This is a genomic window from Paraburkholderia sp. J7 (assembly GCF_905220155.1).
Lineage (GTDB): Bacteria > Pseudomonadota > Gammaproteobacteria > Burkholderiales > Burkholderiaceae > Paraburkholderia.
Genome location: NZ_CAJMYZ010000008.1, coordinates 258,721 through 275,366 on the forward strand (window position 1 = coordinate 258,721; position 16,646 = coordinate 275,366).

15 protein-coding genes are annotated in these 16,646 nt (G+C 66.7%); 1 reads left to right on the forward strand and 14 read right to left on the reverse strand.

What is annotated here, in order from left to right; translation table 11 throughout:
- Window positions 1-36: 36 nt before the first annotated feature.
- The 10 genes from U5A58_RS15825 to U5A58_RS15870 form a co-directional block, all read right to left on the reverse strand.
- Complete coding sequence (locus U5A58_RS15825; RefSeq protein WP_321962110.1) at window positions 37-1,254, reverse strand: FAS1-like dehydratase domain-containing protein; 1,218 nt, start codon at window positions 1,252-1,254, stop codon at window positions 37-39.
- Window positions 1,255-1,447: 193 nt separating this feature from the next.
- Entirely contained in the window at window positions 1,448-2,383 is a 936-nt protein-coding gene (locus U5A58_RS15830; protein ID WP_321962111.1) for an SMP-30/gluconolactonase/LRE family protein, read from the reverse strand.
- A 22-nt stretch (window positions 2,384-2,405) separates the two neighbouring features.
- Window positions 2,406-3,170: an ABC transporter ATP-binding protein gene (locus U5A58_RS15835; protein WP_321962112.1), complete on the reverse strand. Its 765-nt coding sequence runs from the start codon at window positions 3,168-3,170 to the stop codon at window positions 2,406-2,408.
- Window positions 3,163-3,981, reverse strand: coding sequence for an ABC transporter ATP-binding protein (locus U5A58_RS15840; protein WP_321962113.1), 819 nt, complete (start codon window positions 3,979-3,981; stop codon window positions 3,163-3,165). The genes U5A58_RS15835 and U5A58_RS15840 overlap by 8 nt, the downstream gene beginning before the upstream one ends.
- A complete protein-coding gene (locus U5A58_RS15845; RefSeq protein WP_321962158.1) occupies window positions 3,978-4,976 on the reverse strand; it encodes a branched-chain amino acid ABC transporter permease in 999 nt (332 codons plus the stop codon). The genes U5A58_RS15840 and U5A58_RS15845 overlap by 4 nt, the downstream gene beginning before the upstream one ends.
- Window position 4,977: 1 nt before the next feature.
- Complete coding sequence (locus U5A58_RS15850; RefSeq protein ID WP_321933483.1) at window positions 4,978-5,856, reverse strand: branched-chain amino acid ABC transporter permease; 879 nt, start codon at window positions 5,854-5,856, stop codon at window positions 4,978-4,980.
- Window positions 5,853-6,773 (reverse strand): NAD(P)-dependent oxidoreductase, encoded by a 921-nt coding sequence (locus tag U5A58_RS15855; protein WP_321962114.1) that lies wholly within the window; start codon window positions 6,771-6,773, stop codon window positions 5,853-5,855. The genes U5A58_RS15850 and U5A58_RS15855 overlap by 4 nt, the downstream gene beginning before the upstream one ends.
- A 16-nt stretch (window positions 6,774-6,789) precedes the next feature.
- Window positions 6,790-7,533 (reverse strand): SDR family NAD(P)-dependent oxidoreductase, encoded by a 744-nt coding sequence (locus tag U5A58_RS15860; RefSeq protein WP_321914495.1) that lies wholly within the window; start codon window positions 7,531-7,533, stop codon window positions 6,790-6,792.
- 85 nt (window positions 7,534-7,618) lie between these two features.
- The gene (locus tag U5A58_RS15865; protein WP_321962115.1) at window positions 7,619-8,476 is read right to left on the reverse strand and encodes an FAS1-like dehydratase domain-containing protein; all 858 of its coding nucleotides are present in this window, start codon (window positions 8,474-8,476) and stop codon (window positions 7,619-7,621) included.
- Window positions 8,473-9,681, reverse strand: a complete 1,209-nt coding sequence (locus tag U5A58_RS15870; protein WP_321914492.1) for an ABC transporter substrate-binding protein — start codon at window positions 9,679-9,681, stop codon at window positions 8,473-8,475. The genes U5A58_RS15865 and U5A58_RS15870 overlap by 4 nt, the downstream gene beginning before the upstream one ends.
- A 155-nt stretch (window positions 9,682-9,836) precedes the next feature.
- Between U5A58_RS15870 and U5A58_RS15875 the strand changes: the two genes are divergently transcribed.
- Window positions 9,837-11,072: a CaiB/BaiF CoA-transferase family protein gene (locus U5A58_RS15875; protein WP_321962116.1), complete on the forward strand. Its 1,236-nt coding sequence runs from the start codon at window positions 9,837-9,839 to the stop codon at window positions 11,070-11,072.
- Window positions 11,073-11,311: 239 nt separating this feature from the next.
- On the opposite strand, the gene U5A58_RS15880 is transcribed toward U5A58_RS15875, so the two are convergent.
- The 4 genes from U5A58_RS15880 to U5A58_RS15895 form a co-directional block, all read right to left on the reverse strand.
- The gene (locus U5A58_RS15880; RefSeq protein WP_321962117.1) at window positions 11,312-12,619 is read right to left on the reverse strand and encodes an MFS transporter; all 1,308 of its coding nucleotides are present in this window, start codon (window positions 12,617-12,619) and stop codon (window positions 11,312-11,314) included.
- A gap of 91 nt (window positions 12,620-12,710) precedes the next feature.
- Window positions 12,711-13,628, reverse strand: coding sequence for an NAD(P)-dependent oxidoreductase (locus tag U5A58_RS15885; RefSeq protein ID WP_321914489.1), 918 nt, complete (start codon window positions 13,626-13,628; stop codon window positions 12,711-12,713).
- Between the two features lie 37 nt (window positions 13,629-13,665).
- Window positions 13,666-15,147 (reverse strand): aldehyde dehydrogenase, encoded by a 1,482-nt coding sequence (locus U5A58_RS15890; protein ID WP_321914488.1) that lies wholly within the window; start codon window positions 15,145-15,147, stop codon window positions 13,666-13,668.
- 63 nt (window positions 15,148-15,210) lie between these two features.
- On the reverse strand, window positions 15,211-16,527 hold the full coding sequence (locus tag U5A58_RS15895; RefSeq protein ID WP_321962118.1) for an MFS transporter: 1,317 nt from the start codon (window positions 16,525-16,527) through the stop codon (window positions 15,211-15,213).
- Between the last annotated feature and the right edge of the window lie 119 nt (window positions 16,528-16,646).

The window sequence follows — 16,646 nt, forward strand, 5'->3', positions numbered from 1 at the left end:
TGCCGCCGTGCCGCGCGCCAGCGCCTGGTCACACGCTCAGCGCACGACCGGCAGTTCGAGGTCGATGCCCGCGCCGTCGATGAAAGCAGGCAGCCGCACGTCGCGCGAAGGCAGCGCCACGGTCGCAAGTCCTGGCGTGGTCACTTCGCCGCGCTGGTTGACTGCGGCAAGTTCGATGTCGACGAGCCCCGCGCCGTCCTTCATGTACTTGCGCACGACCTTGCCCTTGCAGAAGGTGGTATCGCCCATGATGTTGAAGCGCCGCATTTCGGTGCGCACGCGCTTGATGAAGCCCGCGTCGCCCATCCAGTTCGTGACGAGCGAGCACATCCACGACGAGCGCTGCGGGCCGTAGTCGTAAGTCCCCGGCACGCCCACTTCCTTCGCCACCGACTCGCGATGGTGGCCGATGCCGGTGTACTCCACGCCGCCGCCCGCTTCCGGGTTGCGGAAGAAGTGGCCCGGATGCTTGACGGCCGTCTGCAGCACCACGCCGTGCGTGTGGCCGCGTCCGCAGCCGACGAGAAAGCCCATGGTGTCCATCAGCGAAAGCGGACCGCGCGCGATGGCGGGCAATTCCTCGCCTTCGCGAACGTCTTCCCAATAGCGCACGTTCGCGCCGCGAATGTGCTTGGGCTCGTCGAGCACCATTTGATCGATGCGGTCGCGTTCTTCGTCGCTGTACTCGTGCTGGACGATTTCCTTGTACTTGCCGGTGTCGCGCGCCGCCTTGCGCTCGTGACGCGTGCAGGTGCCGAGCGCGCGCGCCACGAGTTCGCTGCGCTGGTTGTAATAGCTAGCCTCGACATACTGCAGCACGAGGCGGCCCGAGAACTTGCTCTCCTTCTCCTCCACGCCGACCACGCGTTCGATCGCCGTGATGCGGTCGCCCGGGCGCACATGGCGGAACAGTTCCCAGTCGTTGCCCGCGTAAAAGCCATGCACGCCCGCAAGACCCCAGCGCGTTCTGCCGAGCCAGCCGAACGCCATCGGAAACATCGGGTGCGCGACCATCGAGCCGAAGCGCGTGGCCGGCCCATAGCCGTAGTCGCGATAGAGCGGGTTCAGGTCGCCGATGCCGTTGCACCAGTTGCGCAGCGTATCGGCGCTTGCGTCCTGCAAATACGGGCCTTCGGGGCGCAGTTGCAGGCCGATCATTGCGCGCGCTTCGGCAATGGCCTGATCGGTGATGCGGCCTTCGGCCGGTGCGTTGCCTACGTCGCTTTGGGCAGGGGTGAGCGTGGTCGTATCCAAGTGGTTTCTCCGTGATTTAACTGCAAAGGGTGCAGAATGCATTCTTTTTGAGATGACGAAACGTGGCCTGTGAATCACATCACTCAGGTATCCTTATCGATATTTTTGTCAGTCCCGCGTTGCGGGCTCAGGTCTATAACCCGTTACGCCGCGCGCTCAATCATGGAATCGACACGCGCGCGGCACAGCATGCTCAAGTGGCCAGCGTCAGCCCTGGCCGCGGCCACCGGGCCTCGAACAGTTGCCCGTAGCCCGAAAGCGTGATGAACGCCGTACGCCGGTCGGGGCCGCCAAAGCAGATATTCGTGCAGTAGCCCTCGGGCGCCTCATGGAACTCGAGCAGTTCACCCTCGGGCGAAAACACGCTGATCCCGCCGCGCACGAGCGTCGCCACGCAGATGTTGCCGCTCTCCTCCACTGCGAGCGAATCGAAGCGCTGATAGCCCGCGAGCCCATGCACGAGCCGTCCGCCATTCGGTGACGGCCAGGCTTCCTGACCCAGCTCTCCTTTCCCGATGACCGGATACGACCAGAGCCGGCTCGTCTCCGTTTCGCTCACGTAGAGCGTGCGGCCGTCGGGCGAGAGGCCCACGCCGTTCGGCGTCAGCACGGGATGCGCGGCGCAGCGGATCTGGCTGCCGTCCGCGCGCGCGTAATACACGGCGCCGCGCATGATGCGGTCTTCGAAGGTCTTGCCGAAGTCCGTGAACCAGAAGCCGCCTTCGGCATCGAACACGATGTCGTTCGGCCCATGCAGCGGCACGTCGCCGCAATGCGTATAGAGCGTTTCGACTTCGCCTGTCTTGATGTTCACGCGCTGGATCGAGCCGCCGCCGTAGTTCGCCGCGGCACCTGTTGGGCGCGTAAAGCCGTTGTCGGTGCGCCAGCTGAAGCCACCGTTGTTGCAGACATAGCAATGTCCGTCGGGTCCGAGCGCCGCACCGTTCGGGCCGCCGCCCAGTTCGGCAACCACCTTCAGTTCTCCGTCCGGCATCACGCGCGTGAGGCGCCCGCCCGCGATCTCCACCACCAGCACGCTGCCATCGGGCAGCGCCACCGGACCTTCCGGAAATTTCAGGCCGCTCGCCATCACGCGGCCCTGCAGGGTGAGATTGATGCGTGCTCCCATGATCGTCGTGCCCTCTTCCGTTCTAGATGTGTACGTTCGCGCGCTCGTCCTGACGCGCGCCCAGATAGGCGTCCACGGCTCGCTGCCGGCCTTCGCGGCTGCGCAGGAGCGGCTCGTCGAGTTCGCCGACGATATGGCCGTGCCGCATCACCCACGCATGCGAGGCCAGCTTCGCCGCCGCGTGAAAACTCTGCTCGACCAGCAGCGCCGCGAGTTGCTGCTCCTGCTGGATGCGAGCGAGCCGTTCATACACGCGCGCGACGAGCAGCGGCGCGAGCCCAAGCGAAGGCTCGTCGAGCAGCAACAGACGCGGCCCCGACATCAGCCCGCGCCCGATCGCGAGCATCTGCTGCTCGCCGCCGCTCAGCAGGCCCGCCGGCGCCTTGAGCCGGTTGGCGATTTCCGGGAAGAAGTCGAGCACCATGTCGCGGCGCCGCGAACGCGTGCGCGCGTCGACGAAATACGCGCCGAGCGTAAGGTTCTCCGCCACCGAGATATCGGCGACGATGGCGCGTCCCTCCGGCACGTAGACGATGCCCGCACGAAAACGCGCAGCCACGTTCAGGCGGCTCACGTCGTGGCCGTCGAAACACACGCGGCCCTGCGCGGCCTCCAGGCCCGCGATGGCGCGCAGCGTGCTCGATTTGCCCGCGCCGTTGGCACCGAGCAGCGCGCCCACGCTGCCGTGCCCCACGCCGAAGCTCACGCCGTGCACGACCGGGCCCGCGCCGTACCGCACGGTGAGCGCCTCGACTTCGAGCAGACGCTGCGCTAGCGCTTCACTCATCGTCTTCTCCCAGATAAACACGCACCACGTCCGCGTTCGCGCGGATCTGCGCGGGACTGCCCGACGCGAGCACGCGACCGACATTGAGCACGTGAATGGTGTCGCACACGTCCATGATGAGATCCATGTCGTGCTCGACGACCACGAGCACGAGTTCGGGACCGCGCAATTTCTTCAGCGCGTTCGCGAGATCGCGTGTTTCGAGCGAATTGAGGCCCGCGGCCGGTTCATCGAGCAGCAACACGCGCGGCGAGCCCGCAATCGCCCGCGCGATTTCTGCGAGACGCAGCACGCCGGGTGGCAGTTGTGCGGGCAACGAATCGGCGACAGGCTCGATGCCGAGGCGCGCGAGTGCGGCCAGCGCCATCTCGCGGTGCCGCGCACGTTCGGCACGGCCGCGCGAACGCGGCAGGAACGCGTCGAGCCAGCCGGCCGCTGCCCCCCGCTGGAGTCCGATCATAACGTTCTCGGCAATCGTCAACTCGGGGCACAGCGCGACATGCTGGAAGCTGCGCGAGAAGCCTCGCGCGGCGCGCCCCGTGGGCGGCACGCGCGTCATGTCCTCACCGCCGAAACGGATGCTGCCGCGCTGCGGCGCATAGAGTCCCGTGAGGCAGTTGAAGAAACTCGTTTTGCCCGCGCCGTTCGGGCCAATGAGCCCGGTGATCTCCCCCGCTTCGAGCCGCACGCCCACGTCGCGCAGCACTTCGTTGCCGCCGAACGAAAGCACGAGATTGTCAACGACAAGCGCGCGTGCCCCGGCGGACATCTCCAATGCGCCCTCTGCGTGCGCCATCGTAGCCTCGCTCATTGACGCCTCCCTTCGAGCCGTGCGCGCCAGCCGGCGGGCAGCGCGTTCGCACCCAGCACGACTGCGAGCAGCGCCGCGCCGTACAGAATCGGCACCCAGTCACCCGCGCCGGCCAGCAGCAGCGGCACGAGCGTGAGGAACAGACCGCCCGCAAGCGCGCCCATCAGCGACAGCGCATAGAGGCTCACGACCGACCCCACCAGCAGGAAGATCGACGTCCACAGCGTGAAGCTGTTGGGCGACACGGTCGACGCGGTGAACGCCTGCATCGCCCCGGCAATCGCGGCAATGGCCCCGCTCAACGCCATGCATGACAGGCGCGCCCAACTGCGTCGCACGCCGAACGATTCGGCGGCGTGCGTGGAATCGCGGATCAGCAGCAGCGCCATGGCCTGGCGCGAGTGGCGGAATTGCCGCAGCAACGCGATCACGGCGAACAGCACGAGAAGCGGAAAGTAATAGCGTTGCAGATTGCGCGGCACGCCGCCGAGCGCATCGAGCTTCACATACAGCCCTTCGTAACCGCCGGAGATCTTCGAGAAGTGCATGAGGAACTCGGGAAACGCGAGCGCGAGCGCCATGGTCGCCACCGCCAGCGCGATTCCTTTCAGGTGGCGCGACGGATACGCGAACAGCATGCCGAACACCCCGCCAACGATCGCGGCGAGCGGCAGGCTCGCGAAGATCGGCAAGCCCCAGTACTTCTCCACGAGCGCCACGGTATAGGCGCCCGCCGCGACGAACACGCCGTGCCCGATCGACACTTCGCCGCCGTAGCGCACGAGAAAGCTCACTGCAATGATGGCAATGGCGTTCGCGAAGCACAGGCCGAGCGTATAGATCCAGTAGCCGCCGCCCACGAGCGGCAGGGCGAGCAGCACGAGCCCGGCAACGCCGCTCACGCCGAATGCACGCCATGACCTGCTGCGGCCGGCGGCCAACGCGGCATCTGCCCCTTGGGCCTCGTTCGCGACGGCGGCTGGGGGAATGAACATGTCAGGCACGGGCGCCTCCTCGCGCGGCCAGTACGCCGCGTGGGAACAGATTGAGCACGAACAGCATCAGTACGAGCATGTACGTGTTGCTGAACTCGGCGGAAAGATAGAACGACAGCATATTCATCAGGATGCCTACGAATATCCCGCCAATCACCGCACCGGGTAGACTGCTGAAACCGCCCACCACTGCCGCCGCAAACGCCTGCAGCATGAACGACGCGACGCTCGTCGACGAAAGAAACGTGGTCGGCACGATCAGAAGCGCGGCCACGAGACCGAGCAACCCGGCCAGCACCCACGAAAAGAGGTGGATGCGCCCGAGCTTCAGCCCGCATACGCGGCTCGCGAACGGATTGGCCGAGACGGCGCGAAACGCCACGCCAATGCGCGTGCGCTCGATCAGCAGATACAGCATTGCGACGATCACGACCGTAGCCGCGAGCACCGCGAGATCGTACGACGTCACCCGCACCGGCCCAAGATGCGCGCGCCACCTCGGCAACGGCAAATCGAGCGACACCACGTTCGAGCCGAACAGCAATTGCGTGCCGCCCTGGGCGATCAACCCGATGCCGAGGGTGGCGATCGTGCTGGTAATGTCCGACTTGAGCACGAGCGGCGCGATCACGGCGCAACTGAGCGTCGTGACGACCACCATCAGGACCAGCGTGAGCGGCACGGCCACGCCCCAGTCCATCTGGGCGAACGTGCCCGCGGTAAAGCCATAGACGAGGAACGCGGCGAGGCCCGCTAGATTGCCGTGCGCGAAGTTCACGACGTTCGAACTCTTGTAGATGAGCACGAGTCCGATGGCGCCGAGCGCATAGAGACACCCGCTCACCATGCCCGCCCAGACGAGGCCGAGAAAATCCGTCATGCCGTGGCCCCTCCCGGCGCGAGTTCTGCGTCTCGCGCGATCAGTTCGATCACGGCCGGAAAATATCTTCCGCTGTAGCCCTGCTGCGCCGTGGCGGCATAGTAGCGGTGCGCGAGTTCCGTGATGCGCGTCGACACACCCGTCTGCCCCGCGAGTTCGAGCACGTAGCCGATGTCCTTGAGCACGTACTCGGGCGGAAACGACTTCTCCGGAAACTGGCGTGGCAGCATGGCCTTGCGGCCGTGATTGCGCAGCACGAAGCTGTCGCCCGAGCCCTTCGATACCGCGTCGAGCAGCGTGGCGGGCTCCACGCCCGCGCGTTCTCCGAGCACCATCATCTCGGCCAGCGCCACCGTGTTCTCGAAGACGAGCGCGTTGTTGATGAGCTTGACCACCTGGCCGCAACCAATGGCTCCGCAGTGCGTGACGTCGGTGCCGATGTAGTGCAGCAGCGGCGCGATACGTGCGAAGAGCGCTGCGTCCGCGCCCACCATGATGCTCAGTTCGCCGCGCTGCGCCGCTTCACGCGTGCGTGCGACAGGTGCATCCGCGAATGCAACGTTGCGTGCGGCCAGCGCATCGCCCACCTTGCGCGCCGAAGCGACCGTCGTGGTGCTGAGATCGACGATCGCCTGCGGCCGCCGCGCGCCGCTCGCGAGGCCCTGCGCTCCGAGCGTCACAGCTTCCACGGCGGGGCCGCCGGGCAGCGAAAGAAACACCATATCGGCCTGCGCCGCGATCTCGTCGAGCGATTCCGCGCGGCGCGCTTGCGTGCCCTCGAGCACCTGAAAGGCCTCGCCGTTCGTGTCGAATGCCAGCACTTCGCCCGTGTGCTTGAGCGCCATGTTGCGGCACATCGGGCCGCCCATCACGCCGAGGCCCACGAAGCCGATCACCGCCTGATTGTCTGTCGCCATCGCTCGCTCCTCGCCCTCAGTCCATCCACATGCCGCCGCTGATATCGAGCGACGTGCCGGTGATCCAGTTCGAGGCCGGCGAACAGAGGAACAGCGCGGCCTGGGCGATATCGTCGGCATTGCCGTAGCGGCCGAGCGGCACGGTTGCGTTCGCCGCAGGCGCGACGTTGCCCGTCACGTTCGACCACATCGCCGTTTCGACCGGTCCGGGCGCGAGCACGTTGGCGTAGACGCCGTGCGGCGCGCCCGCCTTGGCCACCCAGCGCATCATGCCGTGCACCGCCGACTTGGCCGACACATACGCCGGCCCCGAGGCCACGCCGCCGTTCTTCGCGGCGATCGACCCGGCCGCGAGAATCTTGCCGAAACCGCGCTCGCACATGAGCGGAAAGAGCTTGCGCGTGGGATTCACCACACCGCGTACGTTCACGTTGAGGATCGCGTCCCACTCCTCGTCCGTGCTGTCACCAAGCGGCGTACGTGCGATGATGCCGGCGCACAGCACGAGAATGTCGATGGCGCCGTGCTGGGCAAGCACCCCGTCGATCACGCGGTCGGTCTCCACACGCGAAGTCACGTCGTAGCGCAGATATTGCACGCCCGCTCCGATGTCTTCGTGCACGCCGAGGTCGGTGGCGATCACGCGCGCGCCTGCGCGGCGAAACGTATTCGCAATGGCGCGGCCCATGCCGCCCGCGCCGCCCGTGATCAACGCGACCTGCCCTTCCAGATTCGCTGGACCGCTCAGATGTTGTGCCATGTGTCAGGTTTCCTGTGTTCCGATTGAGAATCCGATTGAGGTACCGACGGCGCCCGCGATAAGGAGGCGCAGCGAAGCCGGGGCGCTACGCGAAAACCGCCGTGGCCGACATCGCCAGTTCGCCCTGTGCGCCGCGCGCCCAGAGATCGAGCCCGCCCTCCGCTGCCGCGCGCCCTTCGAGCGAAAACGCGCGGTCGACGAACAGCGGGCTGACACCGCGAAAATCGAAGCGCGCGAGCCGCCGCCCGCCGCCATGCTCGACGGCGAACTGCTGCAGCAGCGTCGCGGTGAGCGGACCATGAACGACGAGACCGGGATAGCCCTCCTCGTCGCGCGCGTAGGTCTCGTCGTAGTGAATGCGATGACCGTTGAAGGTCAGCGCCGAATAGCGGAAAAGCAGCGTCGAATCCGCGCGGCAATCGCGCCGCCATTGCGCCTGCGCCTCGTACACAGCCGGTGCCGCCGCGTTCGCGCCGCCCGGCGGCGCTGCCTCGCGATAGACGATGTCCTGCTCCTCCTCGATGCACGGCAGGCCATCGCACGACGTGACGTGTCCCACCGTGACGAACCACAGCGTCCCGCGCTTGCCCGCCTTCTTCTCGACCTTGAGGATACGGCTCGTGCGCGTCGCGCTGGCATCGACAGGTACGGACTGCAGATAGCGGATGCGACTGCCCGCCCACATGCGCCGCGGCAACGCAATCGGCGGCAGGAAACCGCCGCGTTGCGGGTGGCCGTCCGCGCCCAGGCCGCTGCGCCGCACGGCGGGATTGAAAAAGAGCCATTGCCAACCGGGCGGCAACGCCTCGCCGGGCGTGGGCGCCGCGTCGAGATCGAGCGTGGCGGCCATGGCGCGCACGGCGCCCGCCTCGATGCGGGCCGTGTGCACCTCCTCGCGGCCGATCCACGACTCGTACACGTTCTCCAGTTCCACTTCGCTCATGAGAGCCTCGCGTCGAACACCTGCTCGGGGTACGGCTTGAAATCGCGCACCAGTTTGAAGCCGTCGCTGGTCGCCTGAATGATGCCTTCCTGGCGCGCGCCGCGATGATCGCCGGGCTTGAAACTCACACCCCGCGTGCCGCCAATGTTCTGATCGTGCATCGTCTCCATCACGTCGACGAGACTGGCGCGCGTGAGCGGCTTGCCGCTTTCGAGCAGCATGTTGAAGGACTTCACGAACAGCATGCCGTTGCTCCAGCCGTTGAGGCCGAAAACGCCCACGGGGTCGCTCGCGTAGTACTTCGCGATGCTGTCACGGTAGGCCTTGATTTCGGCGTCGTTCGAGGTGACGGGCATGAGCCACGACGAGAAGTACACGCCGTCGAGCAACGATCCCGCGAGCTTGCGCGTGGTGGGATCGGCGGTGAAGAACGGCGCCATCCATTTCGCCTCGAAGCCGATACGGTCCGCCGATTTCAGCGCGGCGGCGAGATTCGAGTTCGATCCGAACAGAATGACCACGTCTGCCTTCGCGTTGACAAGACGGCGAATATGCGGCGTGAAATCCGTATTTCGGACTTCGAACGGAATCGATTCGACGGCCTGCTTCTTCGCTCCTTCGAGGTACAGCTCGAAGCCGCGTTTGGCCGACCGGCCAAGCTCGTCGTTCTCCCACAGCAGCGCGACGCGGCTCACGCCGAGCGCCTTGAGCGCGTAGTCCGCGTTCGAGGCGGCGGACCAGCCGTAGTCAGGCAGAAGGGGAAACGACAGGCGCTCGGTGAAGAGCGCGCTCGCGCCACCCACCGGGCCGACCATGGGCAAGCCCACTTCCTTCGCGTAGGGAATCACGGCCTGGGTCTGCGCGGTGCCCACTGGCGCTGCGAGCGCGAAGATCTTGTTCTCTTCGACGAGCCGCCGCGTCACTGCGACGCTGCGCGCAGGCTCGTAGCCATCGTCGTAGACGACGTAGTTGATCTTCCAGCCCTTGAGCGCGTTGGTGTCGTTGGACCACTTGAAGCAGGCGTCGGTAGCGCGCGTGACGATCGCGTAAAAAGGCACCGGCCCCGTGATCGGAGTGAACGCACCGACCGTCACGGTCTTGCTGACGGGGTCGATGCCCGGCGTCGCCTGCTGGGCAAAGCTTAAACCGGGCAACCCGGCTGACACGGCTGCCGTACTGCTGAAGACAAAGGTTCTTCTGCGCATGGTCTCACCTATTGGTGTCGTTAAGAATGCATTCTATAAAGTATTGAAGAACGTTCAAGTCAGGGTTTTTCCCGTATTTATGGCGTTTCACGGACTTCAAGCGGAATATAGAATGCATTCTTAGACGCCTTTCTCATCCCACCACCGAGAAACCCATGAGACACGCACCCCTCGCCGGACGACGCATCATCGAACTGGGCACCATGCTCGCCGCCCCTTTCGCCAGCCACATCCTTGCGCAGCTGGGCGCCGAGGTCATCAAGATCGAGCCGCCCGCCGGCGACCCGACGCGCAGCCTCGTGCGCGGCGGCCCGAGCGGGACATTCATCGCCTATAGCCACGGCAAGAAGAGCGTGTGCCTCGACCTCGGCAAGCCCGAAGGCCAGGCGGCATTCATGAAGCTCGTGGCCCAAGCCGACGTGCTCGTGCACAATCTCGCGCCCAAAGCCGCGTGCAAGCTCGGCGTGACGCGCGAAGCGTGCCGCGCCGTCAATCCCGCGCTCGTCTACTGCCATATCCGCGGCTATGCGGCGGGGCCGCAGGCCGAAGATCTCGCGTCGAACCCCGTTGCCGAGGCCTCCACCGGCGTGATGGAGGCCAATCGCGTGAATGGCCGCCCAAGCCGCCTCGGGCCCTCGTATCACGATCAGTTTGCGGGCGCCTATGCAGTGATCGGCATCCTCGCGACCTTGCTCGAAGGCCGCGAACACGCGGACGGCGGCGAGCGCCACGTGGAGGTCGGGCTCTATGAAACGGGCCTGCATGTGGCGTCGCGGGATCTCGTCGGCGTGCAGTTGAAGACGCATCTTTTCGGCCGGCCGGAGCGCGAGCCGCACGGCGAATTCAGCATGCCGGGCTATGGCGCGTACCTCACGGCCGACGACCGCTGGATCTATCTGCTCATGCTCAACGACGCCCACTGGCGCAAGTTCTGCGAAGCGCTCGGCCTGCCGCAGGCCGCCGATGCGTCGCTCGCCACGCTGCGTCAGCGCAAGAAGGCGCGGGAGAGCGTCGAGGAGATCGTGCGCCATGCCGTGCGCGCCTGTGCCTTCGACGACGTTGCCGCGCGCCTGAAGGCAATCGGCGTGGGTTGCACTGAGGTGTTGCCGCTCGAACGCGTGCTCGAAGCGCCGCAGGCGCATCAGCCGGGGAAACTGCGCGCGGTCGACTATCGCGGCTTGCCGTTCGACGTGCCCGAGTTTCCGCGCATGGCCGAGCAAGGCGCATCGCCCGGCACGCTGCCACCGCCGGAACTCGGCGAGCACACGCTCGAGGTGCTCGAAGCCGCCGGGCTCAGCGCACAGGAGTGCGCGGCGCTGCTCGCCTGCGGCGCGGTTGGCGTGCGTCAGGACGATTCGTTCGCCTGGGCGCCGGTTCGTCAGCCGGTATGACGCTTGCTGAGCACGCGCAGGCGCGCGATGCGTCTGCGTGTCGCTTCGTTGTACGAAGTGACCTGTGGCGGCATGACTGTTCGCATCGGCCATTCGGGCATGTCCAGCAAAACGTTGCAAAGAAAAGAAACGCGCGCAAACACTGCGCGCCCGGGCATCCGGGCGTGTACCCTCAGGCGGCGCCCGGACGCGCTCCGCAGCGCGGCCGGAGCCGCCCTGCTACCGAATCCCGCTTTGGGTCAAGGCGCCGCGCGGCTGGCGAGTGCCGCGCCCTCGCGACGCGTGCGCAGCAACACGGCGGCCACGATCAACGTCACCACGATGAAACCCGCGAGCCCCAGCATTCCGCTCGCAAACGTGCCGGTCTCCTGCTTGAGCACGCCAACCGCATAGGGCGCGAGAAACCCGGCGATATTGCCGATCGAACTGACGACCGCAATGCCCGCCGCCGCCTCGGCTTGCGCGAGCAGCGTGGGCGTGAGCGCCCAGAACACCGGGAGATTGGCGAACGCGCCGAAGCCGCCGGCAATCAACGCGGCGAGCCGCACCGGCGGATAGTCGGTCAGCGCGACGACGATCAGCGCCAGCACCGCGACCATGCCGGGAATCATGAGGTGCCAGCGCCGCTCGCGCAGCCGGTCCGAGCGCGCGCCCCACCACAGCACGCCGATCGCCGCCGCGACGAACGGCAACGCCGACATGAAGCCCACCGCCGTGAACGACGCGCCGAAAGCGCGCACGATCTGCGGCAGGAAGAAGGTCACGCCGTAATTGGCCGCGACGATCCCGCAATACACGAAGCCGAGCGCCCACGCGCGCGGATTGCGCAGCGCGCGCCACGCGCCCGCATGACCGTCGCCGGGCGGCAGCGCGCGGCGCTCATCGGCGAGGCGCGTGCCAAGCCAGCGGCGCTCCTCGTCGTCGAGCCAGGCGGCCTCGCTCGGCGAGTCGGCCAGCGTGCGCAGCAGCACGACGCCGAGCACGAGCGAAGGCACTGCCTCGATGATGAAAAGCCACTGCCAGCCGCTCAGGCCGCCCGCGCCGTGCAGGTTCAGCAGCAGGCCGGAAAGCGGCGCGCCGATGCCCGCAGAGGCCGGAATCGCCACGGCGAACGCGCCGATCATGCGTGCGCGGTGCGTGGCGGGAAACCACTGCGTGAGAAAGAACATCACGCCGGGAAAGAAGCCGGCTTCGGCCACGCCCAGCAGGAAGCGCAAGCCCATGAATTGCGGCGTCGTGCGCACGAAGGCGAACATCAGCGAAAGTACACCCCACGTGAGCATGATGCGCGCGAACCATCGGCGCGCGCCGAAGCGGCGCAGCGCCAGATTGCGTGGCACCTCGAACAGTACGTAGCCCAAAAAGAAAATACCTGCCCCGGCGCCGAACACGGCGGGCGTGAAGCCCAGTTCCTCGTTCATTGAGAGCGCGGCGAAGCTGAGGTTCACGCGGTCGAGGTACGCCGCGAAATAGCACAGCATCAGGAGCGGCACGATATGCCGGCGAATCTTCGAAATGATCGCGGCTTCCTGTGAGGCCATTGTCATTGTCCGTCTCCTTGATGTCGGCGATCCAGCGAAAGTCCGTGTGCGCGCTGCACTGCGCCGCCGCGAAAGCGGCGCGTGGCGCAAAGCTGTCTCAGTCCGGCTCGCTCACGTGCCGCTGTGGCGCGGGCGAGCCGACGCGCCCGTCCACGAGCTGCACGATCGCCGGGTGATAGTTCTGGCCGAAGCCCGCGTCGCGCGCACGGCACATGAGGTCATACGTGTAGTTCGCGATATGCGGCTCGAACCCCGCCTCCGCCGCGAGATTGAGCGCGAGCCCCGCGTCCTTGATCGCGTAGACGAGCGGGAACACCTTCTCGGGAAAGCTGTCCGGCACGAGCGACTTCATGCCGTGATTGCGCAGCACGAAGCTGTCCGCGGAGCCCTTCGAGAGCAGGCTGAAAAGCGTCTCGCCGTCGAAGCCCGCGCGCCGGCCGAGCGTGATGATTTCCGAAAGCGCGTTGACGGTCATGAACACCAGCATGTTGTTGAGGATCTTGATCGTCTGGCCGTTGCCGACCGGCCCGCAATGCAGCACGTCCGAGCCCATCAGCGCGAGCAGCGGCTGCACGGCCGCGAAGTCGGCCTCGGTCGCGCCCACCGAAATCATCAGCGTGCCCTTCACGGCGGCCTCGCGCGTGCGGGCCACCGGTGCGTCGATCAGCGTGATGCCGCGCTCGCCGAGCTTCTGCGCCAGCGCGCGCGTGCGTGCGACATCGCTCGTGCTCATGTCCACGATGGTTCGCAGGCGCTCGCCTGCGCTCGCGAGTTCGGCGCACACGCTCTCGACCTGATCGATCGAGGGCAGCGAGAGAAACACGATGTCGGCGGCGCGCGCCACTGCCGTCGGCGAAGCCTCCGCGGTGACGCCGTTCGCGACGGCTTCGGCGAGCGCCTCCTTCGACATGTCGAATGCGTGAACCGGCAGCGCCGACTTGCGCGCGAGATTCGCGCACATGGGGCCGCCCATCACGCCAAGCCCGATGAATCCGATACGGGTAATCGCGTTCATATGCCTGCTTCTCCTGTCATGCGTTCTGGCCGCGCGCTCACGTGCGGATCGCGAACGGGTCGCGCACGGCGCTCGAGTAATCGATCATCACGTTCTTCGTGGTCAGGTATTCGCGCAGCCCCGCTTCGCCGCGCTCGCGGCCGATGCCCGATTCCTTCATGCCGCCGAACGGCGCCTGCGCCGCGAGTGCGCGATAGGTGTTGACCCACACGGTGCCGCAGTTCAGCGCCTTCGACACACGCATCGCACGCGAAATGTCCTGCGACCAGATGCCGGCCGCGAGGCCATAGCGCGAGTCGTTGGCGAGTTTGATCGCCTCGGCTTCGGTGTCGAACGCAATGATCGCGAGCACGGGGCCGAAGATCTCTTCCTGGGCGAGTTCGCTGGCGTTGTCGACATCGGCGAAGATGGTCGGTTCGATGAAGAAGCCCTTGCCGAGCGCCGCGCCTTGCGCGCGCGCGCCGCCCGTGACGAGGCGCGCGCCCGCGGCCTTGGCCGCCTCGATGGCGGCGAGGATGCGGCGGAACTGCGGCTCGTTGGCCACGGTGCCCATTTCGGTGGCCGCATCGCACGGGTCGCCCATGCGGATGGCCCGCGCGCGTACGGCGAGACGCTCGACCACCTCGGCATACACGCCGCGCTGCACGAAGAGGCGCGAGCCCGCCACGCAGGTTTGCCCGGTCGCGCCGAAGATGCCGGCGAGCGCGCCCACCACGGCCTTGTCGAGATCGGCGTCGTCGAAAATGATGTTGGGCGACTTGCCGCCCAGTTCCAGCTTCACGGGAACGAGGCGCCGCCCCGCCGCCGCCGCGATCTCGCGGCCCACGTTGGCGCTACCCGTGAAGCTCACGAGCGCAATGCCGGGATCGTTCACGAGCGCGCGCCCGGTTTCGGCGCCGCCGGTCACCACGTTGAATACACCCGGCGGAAAACCCGCTTCCTCGACCAGCGAGGCGAATTCGAGCGTCGACACTGAAGCGTGCTCGGACGGCTTCACCACCACGCAGTTACCCGCGGCGAGCGCGGGCGCGAGCTTGTTCGCGAGCAGCGAGAGCGGCGAGTTCCAGGCCGTGATGAGGCCCACCACGCCATACGGTTCGAGCGAAACGAAGTCGAGCGTATCGGCCTGATCGAGCGGAACATGCTGGCCGAACAGCTTGTCGGCGTAGCCGGCGAAATAGCGCAACTGGCGTCCCACCCACAGCATTTGCGGGCGCGTCTCGCGGACGATCTTGCCATTGTCGGCGCTCTCGATTGCCGACATGCGGTCCGCATTGGCTTCGATCAGCGCGGCGAGCTTGAGCATGAGCGCTGCGCGCGCCACGCCCGAAGTCTGCCGCCAGCCGTCGTGAAAGGCGCGCGTCGCGGCCGCCACCGCGCGCGCGACGTCCGCTTCGTCCGCCTCGGGAATCTCGGCCCACACTTCGCCCGTATAGGGATTCACGCTCGGCAGCACGCGAGCGCTGTGCGCCTCGACACGCTGCCCACCGATATACAGCCGACACTTCCTGATATCCACATCGCCTCCTTGATCTGGCCGCGCGTCGCGCGCGCCGGGTGGTTGTGCGGTTTGCGCGGCGCGCTAACGGTCCACGAGCCGCGCCGGCAACGCGAGCGCGAGCAGCGCGCCGAGCGCCATGCATGCCGCGAGCAGATACATGGCCGGCGCGCTGCTATGCGTCGCCTCCTTAAGCCAGCCCACCGCGTATGGCCCGAGAAAACCCGCGAGATTGCCGATTGCGTTGATGAATGCGATACCGGCCGCCGCCGCCGCGCCGCCCAGGAACGCCGTGGGCAAGCACCAGAACAGCGGCAGCGTCGTGATGATGCCGGCCGTCGCGAGCGTCAGTGCACACATGGCGAGCGCTGTGTGGTTCGCCCAGAGCACGGCGAGCAGAAGCCCGAGCGCGCCCGCCAACGCCGAAGCCGCGACGTGCTTGCGGCGCTCGCGGCGGTGGTCGGCGTGCCTCGCCGCCGCCAGCATCGCGATCACGGCCGCGCCGAACGGAATCGCCGAGAGCAGACCAATCGTCAGCGGATCGGCCACGCCGGTGCTCTTGATGATGGTGGGCAGCCAGAAGCCCACGCCGTAGAGCCCCATCACGAACAGGAAGTGGATGAGCGAAATGAGCCAGACGCGCGGATTCGCAAAGAGCGCACGCAGGCAGACAACGGGTTTCGCCTGGGCGTCCGCGCGCAGATTGGCGAGCAGGAGCGACTTTTCGTCGTCGCTGAGCCAGCGGGCCGTTTCGATGCGCTCGTCGAGCTTCGCCAGCACGACGAAGCCGACAAGGACGGAAGGCAGCCCCTCCACCAGAAAGAGCCACTGCCAGCCGTGCCACTGGTTCACGCCGTCGAGCGTCTTGAGCAGCCAGCCCGAAAGCGGGCCGCCGATCAGCCCGGAGAGCGCCACGGCGGTGACGAGCCACGCCGTCGTCATGCCGCGCCGGCTCGACGGATACCAATACGTCAAATACAGGATCACACCGGGAAAGAAGCCCGCTTCGGCCACGCCGAGCAAGAAGCGCATCACGAAGAACATGCCCGGCGTGCGCACGAACATCGTCAGCGCCGAGACCACGCCCCACGTGATCATGATGCGCGCGATCCATACCCGCGCGCCGACGCGATGCAGGATCAGATTGCTCGGCACCTCGAAGAGGAAATAGCCGAGAAAGAACACGCCCGCGCCGAAGCCATAGACGGCGTCCGATAGCTGCAGGTCGGCGGCCATCTGCAGCTTGGCGAAGCCCACGTTCACGCGGTCGAGGTAGGCGACCACATAGCACAGCAGCAACAGCGGCGTGAGGCGCCACGCCACCTTGCGGTAAGTGGCCTGCTCCGAAATCGCGGCTGCGCTGCTGACGGGAATCGACAAGGGGCCGCTCGGGGTTGCCATGCTCATGTCTCCTGGCTCTGCACAAAGGCTCGGGCCAACGGACACACGCCGCTTGCCGAGGCACGTTCTTGTGGTTCTGATTCATTTGCCGCAGCGCACGGCCCTGCGTGCGTGGCGGC

Coding starts and splice junctions, on each gene's coding strand:
- U5A58_RS15830 (WP_321962111.1), bottom strand. CDS start 2,383: ATGGGAGCACGCATCAATCTCACCCTGCAGGGCCGCGTGATGGCGAGC.
- U5A58_RS15835 (WP_321962112.1), bottom strand. CDS start 3,170: ATGAGTGAAGCGCTAGCGCAGCGTCTGCTCGAAGTCGAGGCGCTCACC.
- U5A58_RS15840 (WP_321962113.1), bottom strand. CDS start 3,981: ATGAGCGAGGCTACGATGGCGCACGCAGAGGGCGCATTGGAGATGTCC.
- U5A58_RS15845 (WP_321962158.1), bottom strand. CDS start 4,976: ATGTTCATTCCCCCAGCCGCCGTCGCGAACGAGGCCCAAGGGGCAGAT.
- U5A58_RS15850 (WP_321933483.1), bottom strand. CDS start 5,856: ATGACGGATTTTCTCGGCCTCGTCTGGGCGGGCATGGTGAGCGGGTGT.
- U5A58_RS15855 (WP_321962114.1), bottom strand. CDS start 6,773: ATGGCGACAGACAATCAGGCGGTGATCGGCTTCGTGGGCCTCGGCGTG.
- U5A58_RS15860 (WP_321914495.1), bottom strand. CDS start 7,533: ATGGCACAACATCTGAGCGGTCCAGCGAATCTGGAAGGGCAGGTCGCG.
- U5A58_RS15865 (WP_321962115.1), bottom strand. CDS start 8,476: ATGAGCGAAGTGGAACTGGAGAACGTGTACGAGTCGTGGATCGGCCGC.
- U5A58_RS15870 (WP_321914492.1), bottom strand. CDS start 9,681: ATGCGCAGAAGAACCTTTGTCTTCAGCAGTACGGCAGCCGTGTCAGCC.
- U5A58_RS15875 (WP_321962116.1), top strand. CDS start 9,837: ATGAGACACGCACCCCTCGCCGGACGACGCATCATCGAACTGGGCACC.
- U5A58_RS15880 (WP_321962117.1), bottom strand. CDS start 12,619: ATGACAATGGCCTCACAGGAAGCCGCGATCATTTCGAAGATTCGCCGG.
- U5A58_RS15885 (WP_321914489.1), bottom strand. CDS start 13,628: ATGAACGCGATTACCCGTATCGGATTCATCGGGCTTGGCGTGATGGGC.
- U5A58_RS15895 (WP_321962118.1), bottom strand. CDS start 16,527: ATGGCAACCCCGAGCGGCCCCTTGTCGATTCCCGTCAGCAGCGCAGCC.